The following is a 4,768-nucleotide window of genomic DNA, read 5'->3' as shown; positions in this document are numbered from 1 at the left end:
GCTTTCGGCGATCGCTTCCATGGAGCAACGGGGAATCGTTGCCCGGGTCCGCAACGCGGCGGACAAGCGGAAGATCAACATCTTCCTCACCCCTTACGGTCACGAGCTGAAAAGGAAGCTTCTGCCCATTGGCATCGAAGTTGGGGATATCGCTAAGACCGGCATTTCGCGCCGCGAAGCGGATCTCCAGATCGCCCTATTGGGCGAGCTGCAGACCAATCTAGAAGCTGCGATTCGGAGCCTCTCCCCCGAGGAGCCCGACGCGAAGCCGGGTCGGCGGCGCCGAGAGGACCGAGGGGTCGCCGGCATCACTCATGAGGCAGGCGACTGATGCGATAGTGGGTGTCCTCGCCACCATGGATGCCCCACATCAATGTTGCGCGCCGATACTTACATCACTAATGGTTAGATAACTAAGGAACTGCACGGTGGCGGTCTGCGACGTGAAGGTTGCGTGGAGAGGTGTGCTGATGGTCAGGCCTTGCCTCCGACCGAATCGTCGTCGCTCTCCACCGCGCGGTTGATGACTGCAATCGCTTAGGTGCGGGCCGCGTCCGGTCTGCGAGAGTATCGGGAGAGTTTGAACTTATGAGTTCATCAGCCTTTAAAGGCGCGGATGTGTCCGATCGCCTGGATCGCGCGATAGACAATGCTCTCGCCGACAATCGTTTGGTGGGAACGGTCGTGATCGTCGCCCGGGGCGGCAAGATCGCCTATCGCCGCGCGGCGGGATTTGCAGACCGTGAATCGCAAAAGCCGATGCAAACGGATAGCATTTTCCGATTTGCATCGGTGACCAAACCCTTTGTCACCGCCGCCGTGATGCGCCTGATCGAGGATGGTGTTGTGAGGCTGGACGATCCAGTGACGCGCTTCCTGCCCGACTTTCAGCCGCGCCTGTCCGATGGATCGGTTCCGGTCATCTCGATCCGCCATCTGCTCACGCACACATCGGGGCTCGGCTATCCGTTTCAGGAAGGGAGCGATGGCCATTATCGTCGCCTCGACGTCTCCGACGGGTTGGATCAACCGGGATTGTCGCTATCCGAGAATCTTCGGCGCCTGGCTGCCGCCCCGCTTACCGCCGCACCGGGGTCGGGTTTTCGCTATTCCCTTGGCATGGATGTGATGGGAGGGGTGGTTGAGAGCGTTACCGGTGGTTCGCTACGCGATGCTGTGCGCAAACTGGTCACGGATCCGCTGGGTATCGTCGATACCGGCTTTGCCGTTGCGGATGTTGAGCGGCTCGCGACGAATTACTTCAACAGCGAATCCGTTCCCGTCCGCATCACGGACGGCATGGTAGTGCCTCTGGATGCCTTCAACGGGTCGCTAACGTTCGCGCCGAGCCGTATCCTGGATCCAAACTCCTATCCGTCAGGCGGGGGTGGGATGGTGGGGACTGCGGGCGACGTCCTGCACTTTCTGGAAACCATCCGGCTCGGGGGTGGTCCGATCCTGAAGCCTGAAACAGTCGAGATGATGGCGACCGATCAGCTCGGACCTCAGGCTGCGGCCTGCGGGCCGGGTTGGGGCTTCGGCTTCGGCTGGGCAGTGCTTGCAGATCCGCACGCCGTCCCGTCGCCGCAGTCTCCCGGAACGCTTCACTGGGCCGGCGGATACGGCAATAGCTGGTTCATCGATCGTGCAAACGCGCTGACGGTCGTGGCCATGACCAACACGGCCTTTGAGGGTATGTCGGGGAAGTTCGTGTCCGACATCCGGGACGCCGTCTACAACTGATCCCCGCAAGGAATCCGCGACCGGCCGGCGTAAGCCGGCCGCGCCGCAGCGAAAATGCGGAGGCGCCGCGTCGATCGCGGCGGCCAGATCACAAATCGTTGCGGTGGCTCCAGTCGATGATCCCGTCGATACAAGCGCTGACATGTTCGGGCTGGCCCTGGTAGAAATGGGTCGCGCCCTTGATGCTCACAAATTCCTTGTTCGCAACGGTGAGCGCGTTGTGAATGATCGGATTATGGCTCGCGGGAACCGCGTCGTCCGCTTCATTCTCGATCTGCAGCACAGGGGTCCGATGGATCTTTGTCGCGTTAACGGCAGCCTTGGAGTTGGATAGGTCGTAGGACCATTGCGACAGCCACGAGCGCAGGGTTGAGAATCGCGCCAAACCAGCGGGTCCCACGTTCACCGTGCGTGGATTGCCAAGATAGGATGCCCCCGGCGCGCGTCCATTGGGGTCGATCGTCGGATCAATCCAGCGCACGTCGCACATCGTGCGGTGCGTGACGAAGGCGCGTTCGGTTTCGCCGTCGTTGCGACGACGGAGCGTGGCAAGCATTTCCTCGGCCCAGGCGGTAATTCTGCGATTGCGGGCCCGCTGCCTCTCGCGGAAGGCGGCGATGAAGTCAGCGGTGAATGGTGGTTTGTTCGGGCAGTCCGGACTATAGATATCGAATTCGAGATCGCGCGTGTCCGGGTCGAATTCGTCGATGACGGAGGGGTCAAGCCATTCGGTCAGCACTTCCGCCCGGCTGAGGTGGGCGGCGATTAAGACTATTCCGTCAACCCGCTGCAGCCGCGCTGCTGTCAGGTCATAAAGGTCGCCGGCGGGCGTGTGGGTGATTGTCGGATGTTCAGACTGGGCCGCATAAAACAGCGATAGCGAGCCGCCGCCCGACCATCCCACCAGGATCACCTTTTCATAACCCAGCGACTCGCGCGCGTGGCGCACCCACTGGCCCATGTCGTAGGCGACCTTTTCCATAATCAGCGCACTATCGTTTCTCGGGTAGCGACTCGACGCGCAAAGTACGTGCAACCCCGCATCGGCAAGCGCCTCAGGCATTGGGAGCAGCTGGACCGTGGCTGTGGGGTGCATGAACAAATAGACCGCCTTAGATGGCCGCGCTCTCTGCCGGAACAGCTGGCCTTCCAGCTCGGTCGTGCCCTCGGCGCCCGCAAAACTGTAGGTCTCCGTCATCCCCGGTTGATCGCGGAAGCGAACGATTTCGGGAAGGCGATCCCATAGCGCCTTTGTCGGCAATCCTCTCTCCATGGCCATATCCTTAGTTATCTAACTATAATTGCGTATTACCGTACTCCAGTCAAGGGAAGGGCTTCCCATGCGAAGGGGCGCGCACTGAGCAACCATCCCCTCCCCTGTTTGCCCAAATAGGTAGCGGTTTTCCGTTGTCCTCGGTCACGATAGGTACGTTTTTAGGGCGGTACAGCCTATAGAGGGTCGTGCGGCTGAGCGGAACAGGAAAGTGTCGTAAGGGGCATTATTTCCTTTCAAAAGTCCCATTCGGAATTAGGTTGGCGTAGCGGTCTGAGGCCGCCGTTTGCGACGGCGTCAGGCACGGAGAAGTCGTAGCGGCCGAGGAAATTGATGTGACGCCAAGATATCGGCGAGAGCCGAGCGATATCGGCGGGCAGCGGCGGCGTCCCGGCCTCGCTGAGTTGGCGCACGGTTTCCTGCATGTAGACAGCGTTCCAGTGGACGATGGAGTTGAGGGCCAGACCGAGGACCCCAAGCTGCTCCTCTTGGCCCTGACGCAGAGGGCTTCTGATTTCGCCCCGATCGCCGTGATGGACGCGCCGACCGAGCTTGTGGCGCAATTCCTGCCGGTTGAGCTGAAACAATATTCGTCGCCGGAACGGCCGGTCATCGATGTATCGCAGGATATGCAGCGTCTTGATGATGCGGCCGAGTTCAGACAGGGCCTTGGCCAGCGTTGTTGGGCGGTCTTTGACCTGCAGCATTCGCATGACGCCTGCGGCCTTGAGGTGGCCGAGCTTGAGCGATCCGGCCAAGCGGATAAGGTCGGACCAGTTTTCCCGGATCAGATTGATTTTAACCCTGCCCCAGGCGGTCTGATCGAACGGCCCATAGCTCGCCTGGCGGTCGATACGCCAGAGTTTGGCGTCGCCGATGTCCGCCAGACGGGGGCTGAACCGGTAGCCCAAGAGCCAGAACAGACCGAAAATGGCGTCGGAATAGGCGGCGGTGTCGGTCATGATCTCCAGAGGATCGAGCTCGGTTTCCTGCTCCAGCAGGAGAGCCAGGACGACCAGGCTGTCGCGCAACGTGCCGGGGATGACCGCTCCGGTCAGACCGCTGAACTGATTGGAAATCATGTTGTACCAAGTGACGCCGCGCTCCTGGCCGTAATATTTGGGGTTGGGCCCGGCGTGTATGGCGCTCGACGGAGCGACAAAACGCATGCCGTCGGCGCTGGCCACCTCGCCTGCGCCCCAATGTTGGACGATATCCAGACGACTGTGAGCGGAAACGATCGCGGCGTTGGCCGCGGCGATGGTCTCGGGCCGAATGAAATTCTGACCGACCCAAGAAAGACGGTCGCGACGCAGAGCCGCAAATTCCGGGCGCACGATCGGCTCAAGACCGATGTTGCAGGCGCCGCCGACCAGGGTCGCGCACAGGCTTATCTCGAAGTGCTCGACGGTGGCCTGACGCTCGCTCAGATGCGTAAAGGACTTGGCAAATCCGGTTCGCGCCATGACTTCAAGAAAGATGTCGGGCATTCCGGCCTTCGGCATGCGCGTTTGGACGGCGGCGCGAAGTGCTCGAAGGCTCTCGGGTTCATCAAGCTTGTCGAGGGGCGTGACCACAATCCCCATCTTGTCGGCGACCGTCTCAAAACGCAGGTCCGGATTGTCGCCGGCGCGCGCAACGACATGTCGATATGCCTCGTCGAGAAGGCGGGAGAGACCGTCAATCTCAATGTCGGCTTCCAGAGATCGGCCCAGGGCGCGTGCTACCATCAACCTGGAATTGTGCCAGGAC

The 4,768-nt window shown here is 61.0% G+C and carries 4 protein-coding genes; 2 read left to right on the top strand and 2 right to left on the bottom strand.

What is annotated here, in order from left to right:
• Positions 1–331 (top strand): helix-turn-helix domain-containing protein (locus tag KIH45_RS18885; protein ID WP_213177503.1); only part of this gene is annotated, 331 nt, incomplete at its 5' end.
• Between the two features lie 257 nt (positions 332–588).
• Positions 589–1,743 carry a serine hydrolase domain-containing protein gene (locus KIH45_RS18880; protein ID WP_062347427.1) on the top strand — a complete coding sequence of 385 codons (1,155 nt, stop codon included), beginning with the start codon at positions 589–591 and terminating at the stop codon, positions 1,741–1,743.
• Between the two features lie 88 nt (positions 1,744–1,831).
• Here the strand turns inward: KIH45_RS18880 and KIH45_RS18875 are convergent, their stop codons facing one another.
• Together KIH45_RS18875 and KIH45_RS18870 are read right to left on the bottom strand one after the other, a co-directional pair.
• Complete coding sequence (locus KIH45_RS18875; RefSeq protein ID WP_225900042.1) at positions 1,832–2,941, bottom strand: alpha/beta fold hydrolase; 1,110 nt, start codon at positions 2,939–2,941, stop codon at positions 1,832–1,834.
• A gap of 311 nt (positions 2,942–3,252) precedes the next feature.
• The coding region (locus KIH45_RS18870) for a Tn3 family transposase (protein WP_156521916.1) at positions 3,253–4,768 on the bottom strand (1,516 nt) is incomplete at its 5' end.

This window comes from Croceicoccus gelatinilyticus (assembly GCF_018398395.1).
Taxonomy (GTDB): Bacteria; Pseudomonadota; Alphaproteobacteria; order Sphingomonadales; family Sphingomonadaceae; genus Croceicoccus; species Croceicoccus gelatinilyticus.
This window is presented reverse-complemented; position numbering and strand designations above follow the sequence as displayed.